Genomic DNA, 5,717 nt, shown 5'->3' with positions numbered 1-5,717 from the left:
TCATCACCTGTTTCAGGGAGTGCTGGTCCTTTAGGAGCTTCTGGTGTAGTTGGTGGTGTCACTGGTGGAACCACTGGTGTTGGAGGAGTCGGTGGTGTTACTGGTGGAACTACTGGTGTTGGAGGAGTTGGTGGAGTCGGTGGTGTTGGAGGAGTCGGTGGTGTCACAATATTGTTGAACTCAGTATCTTCTGGCAATTGAGAAGTTACTGTCAAGACTTTACCGTCTTTAGTTACTGAAACAACGACTCTAGCTACCATCTTATCGTAAGTAACAGTTGTATCGTTACCTTGTACTTCTTCAACAGTATAAATGTGAGTACCTTCTTCACCACGTTTGTACTCAAGTGCAGAGAACTTGATCTTACCTTTAGCATCATTGCTTACAGTTTCAATCACATTACCCTTGCTATCTTTAAGTACAAAGCTAAACTCACCAGCCTTAAGTTGACGGCCTTCAAGTTTCTTAGTGAATTCAAACTCAACTTTAGTTGGGATATTGATTACACGTTTTTCTGTTGGTTTTTCTGGTTTTTCAACAGATTTCTTAGTTGGGTCGTATTGGTGAACGATTTGTGAGGCTGTATTTTCAATGTCAACACCGTCCTTAGCAGATTGTTTAATTTCTGCTGGGATTTCAAACTTGTAGTAACGTCCGAAGGCGAACTTAGTTGTGTCGATGACTTGTGTATTTTCTGCATCTCCAAGTGACTTAGTAAGGTCAGCTTTAGATGTTGCAGTAATCACACCGTTTTCAACCTTGATATCAAACTTAGCTGTCACATCTTCTCCTGTTACAGAGTCGTATGCCTTAATACCAGCTCCGTTGACAGTCAAGTTTGCACTGTCATATTTATCTGTAATACCAACAGATTGAATATTGTGTGCTTCAGTGAATTTAGTTGTATCCAACCATACTTGGTAGTATACTTTATCACCTTTCTTGAGTGTCTTAGTATTGATATTTTGAGCTTCGTTGTTATCAGTCTTATCAACGTAAGGATTTGCATTTGTTTCCGCAATCTTATCCTTCAACTCTTTATCATCGTTGAGAAGTTTGTCACCTGTAATATCGAATTTAGATTCGTTCAAGATGTATTTCTCTGGATTGAAGTCTGGAGTTTCTGGAGGAGTTACACGGTTGTTGAACTCATTGTCTGCTGGATCTGTTACGTTAGTGATAAGAGCTTTCGCTGTTCCGTCATGTTTAACTTCTACAGTTACTACTGCTTTCATCGCATCGTAAGCGACAGTTCCATCAGTACCCTTCACTTCTTCAACTGTGAATTTGTGAACGCCCGCTTGTTCTTTCTTGAATTCAAGTTTAGAGAACTTAACGTTACCAGAGGCATCGTTCATTACAGTTTCAAGGACTTTACCTTCTGAATCTTTCAATACGAAGCTGAATTCGTTAGCTTTCAATTCACGTCCTTCCAGACGTTTAGTGAAGTTGAACTCTACTTGTACTGGTACGCTGTTAACACGTTTTTCAGTTGGTTTGCTTGGTTTTTCAACAGTCTTGCTTACTGGGTTGTAGTAGTTCACTACTTGAGCCGCAGTATTTTCGATGTCTACTCCACCTTTAACGTCCGCTTTAACAGTTGCTGGAATATCAAACTTGTAGTAACGTCCGAATTCGAATTTAGTTGTGTCGATGATTTGAGTATTTTCTGCATCGCCAAGTGACTTAGTGAAGCCATCTTTAAGGGTTGCTGTGATTACTCCGTTAGCTACTGTGATATCAAATTTAGATGTTACATCAGCACCAGTTTTACCATCGTAAGCTTTGATTGCTGAAGCATCAACATCAACTTTAGCCTCATCATAGTCATCTGAGATTCCTACAGATTGGATGTTGTCTTTGTTGTTTGCATCAAATTTAGTTGTATCTAACCATACTTGGTAAACTAGTTTTTGACCTGGTTTAACTGATTTAGTGTTAATGTTTTGAGCTTCATTGTTATCAGCTTTATCAGCATATGGGTTTGCATTTGTATCTGCATACTTGTCTGCTAATTCTTTATCATCATCTAATAATGAAGTTCCTGTTAGGTCAAATTCTTTTTCGTTTAGAACGTATTTCTCTGGGTTGAATTCTGGAGTTTCTGGTGGTGTTACTGTATTGTTGAACTCTTTGTCTGCGATGTCGCCTACAGTAGCCACAAGAACTTTAGCTGTTCCGTCGTGTGATACTGTTACTGTGACATTTGCTTTCATAGTATCGTATGTTACAGTTCCGTCAGTTCCTTTAACCTCTTCAACTGTAAAGTTGTGAACACCTTCTTCACCCTTCTTGAATTCAAGAGCTTTGAACTTAACGTTACCATCCGCATCGTTGCTTACAGTTTCAAGGACTTTACCTGTTGAATCTTTAAGAACGAAGTTGAATTCGTTAGCTTTAAGCTCACGACCTTCCAAGCGTTTAGTGAAGTTGAACTCTACTTGTACTGGTACGCTGTTGACACGTTTTTGAGTAGGTTTGTTTGGAGTTTCAACCTTCTTAGTTGTTGGGTTGTAGTAGTTGACTACTTGAGCCGCAGTATTTTCGATATCTACACCAGCTGCCACATCAGCTTTCACTGTCGTTGGGATGTCGAACTTGTAGTAACGTCCAAATGCGAACTTAGTTGTGTCAATAACTTGAGTGTTATCCGCATCGCCAAGTGACTTAGTGAAGCCAGCTTTAAGAGTTGCAGTAATCACACCGTTATTAACTGTGATATCGAATTTATCTGTTACATCGTCACCTGTTACTGAATCGTAGGCTTTGATCTTAGTAGAATCAAGATCCAACTTCGCTTCATCGTAGTCATCTGAGATGCCTACTGATTGGATGTTGTCCTTGTTAGCTGCGTCAAATTTAGTTGTATCCAACCACACTTGGTAAACAAGTTTATCACCACGTTTAACTGACTTCGTATTGATGTTTTCTGCCTCGTTGTTATCAGTTTTATCAACGTAAGGATTAGCTTCTGTTTCAGTGTATTTGTTTGTTAACTCTGAATCATCATCAAGAAGTTTGTTATCTGTGATTGAATATTTCTCTGTATTCAATACATATTTCTCTGGTTGGAACTTAGGCTCAGTTGGAGGTGTTACTACGTTGTTGAACTCTTTATCAGCGATATCGCCAACAGTTGCCACAAGAACTTTAGCTGTTCCATCGTGAGAAACAGTTACTGTTACATTCGCTTTCATAGTATCGTATGTAACGGTTGCGTCTGTTCCAGCTACTTCTTCTACAGTGTAGTTGTGAACGCCTGCTTGTTCTTTCTTGAATTCGATAGCTGAGAACTTAACGTTTCCATCTGCATCGTTGCTTACAGTTTCAACAACTTTACCTGTTGAATCTTTAAGCACGAAGCTGAATTCGTTAGCTTTCAACTCACGACCTTCCAAACGTTTAGTGAAGTTGAATTCTACTTGTACTGGTACGCTGTTGACACGTTTTTGAGTAGGTTTTTCAGAATCTTTAACTTTCTTATTGAATGGATTGTATTGGTGAATTGTTTGGTTAGCGGTATTTTCAATATCTACACCAGCTTTAACTGTTTGTTTAACAGTTGCTGGGATATCAAATTTATAGTAACGACCAAACTCAAATTTAGTTGTATCAATAACTGGACTTGCGTCTGTAGCGCTGATAGGTTTAGTCAAGCTTGCTTTAGATGAAGCACTGATTACACCGTTTTCAACGTTGATGTCGAATTTAGCTGTTACATCTTCACCAGTGATACCATCGTAAACCTTGATATCATCAGCGTTGATATCAAGCTTATCTTTTTCGTAGTTATCTTTGATACCAACTGTTTGAAGATTGTTTTCTGCTGTAAATTCTCGAGTATCAAGCCATACTTGATAGTAAATCTTTTGACCACGTTCAACTGACTTAGTATTCAAGTTTTCTTTTTCGTTGTTTGACGCAACGTCCGCATATGGTTTCGCATTGGTATCTGCGTACTTGTCTTCCAACTCTTTATCATCATCGGCAAGTTTGTTACCAATGATATCGAATCTTGGTTCTGAAACAACGTATTTCTCTGGTTTGAAGTTAGGAATTACCTCGTTATCGAAGACACGATCGTCAGCGCCATAAGCATCTCCACCTACTGTAGCGTAAGAAACGACAGTTGTTAATTGAGCACCTGGTGCAGGTTGGATAACTTGAACAGTAACATTGACTTTCATGTTATCGTAAGTAACTGTTGTGTCAGTTCCTTTAACTTCTTCTACTGTGTAGTTGAATGTCTTACCAAGATCTGCTTTAACGTAGTTGATAGTAGAGAATTTAACTTTACCTTCGGCATCATTCTTAACTGTTTCAAGAACATTACCTTCTTCATCTTTCAATTCGAAAGTAAATTCTTGATCTTTCAACTGACGTCCGTTAAGTGTCTTACCAAAGATCAACTCGATAGCAGTTGGAACGTTGTTAACACGTTTTTCAGTTGGTTTTTCTACTGGTTTTTCTTTCTTAGTAGTTGGGTTGTAATAGTTAACTACTTGAGCTGCTGTATTTTCAATTTCAGCACCATCATAAGCACCGTCAGCAACCTTAGCTGGAATGACAAACTTGTAGTAGCGTCCAAATTCGAACTTAGTAGTATCGATAACTTGAGTGTTTTCTGCATCGCCAAGTGACTTAGTGAAGCCAGCTTTAAGAGTTGCAGCAATCACTCCGTTATTAACTGTGATATGGAATTTGTCTGTAACGTCGTCACCACTCTTACCATCGTAAGCCTTGATTGCTGATTCACTTACTTCCAATTTAGCTTTATCGTAAGTATCAGTGATACCAACAGATTGAATGTTATCCTTGTTGTTTGCATCAAATTGAGTTGTATCAAGCCATACTTGGTAGTTGATAGTGTCACCACGTTTTACTGGTTGAGTATTGATGTTTATAAAGTCGAATATTGGTTTTTCATCTTTGTCAACTTTACCTGTATCAATTTTTTCGTTGTTGTCAGTTTTATCGACATATGGATCAGTATTTGTTTCTCCATATTTATCAGTCAACTCAGAATCATCATCAAGAAGTTTGGTACCAGTGATATCGAATTCACCTTTATCTTTGCTAAGAACGTATTTCTCTGGTTGGAACTTAGGTTCTTCTGGAGGACGAACAGTATTGTTGAACTCTTTATCAGCGATATCGCCAACAGTTGCCACAAGAACTTTAGCTGTTCCATCGTGAGAAACAGTTACTGTTACATTCGCTTTCATAGTATCGTATGTAACGGTTGCGTCTGTTCCAGCTACTTCTTCAACTGTGTAGTTGTGAACACCAGCTTGTTCTTTCTTGAATTCGATAGCTGAGAACTTAACGTTTCCTGCCGCATCGTTCGTTACAGTTTCAACTACTTCACCAGCTGAATTCTTAAGTACGAAACTGAATTCGTTAGCTTTAAGCTCACGGCCTTCCAAGCGTTTAGTGAAGTTGAACTCTACTTGTACTGGTACGCTGTTTACACGTTTTTGAGTAGGTTTGTTTGGAGTTTCAACCTTCTTAGTTGTTGGGTTGTAGTAGTTCACTACTTGAGCTGCAGTATTTTCGATATCTACACCAGCCGCCACATCAGCTTTCACTGTTGTTGGAATGTCGAACTTGTAGTAACGTCCGAAGGCGAATTTAGTTGTATCGATCACTTGAGTGTTGTCCGCATCGCCAAGTGACTTAGTGAAGCCAGCTTTAAGGGTTGCAGTAATCACACCATT

1 protein-coding gene is annotated in these 5,717 nt (G+C 38.9%); it reads right to left on the bottom strand.

Annotation, left to right across the window (positions count from 1 at the left end; all coding sequences use genetic code 11):
- Nucleotides 1-5,717: SspB-related isopeptide-forming adhesin (locus tag H7T98_RS10040; RefSeq protein ID WP_311636658.1), on the bottom strand; the 5,717-nt coding region annotated here is incomplete at both ends.

This window comes from Streptococcus sp. 23.2 (assembly GCF_016648665.1).
GTDB classification, from domain to species: Bacteria; Bacillota; Bacilli; order Lactobacillales; family Streptococcaceae; genus Streptococcus; species Streptococcus salivarius_E.
The sequence above is the reverse complement of the archived record's forward strand: the minus strand, read 5'-3'. Positions and strand labels throughout refer to the sequence as shown.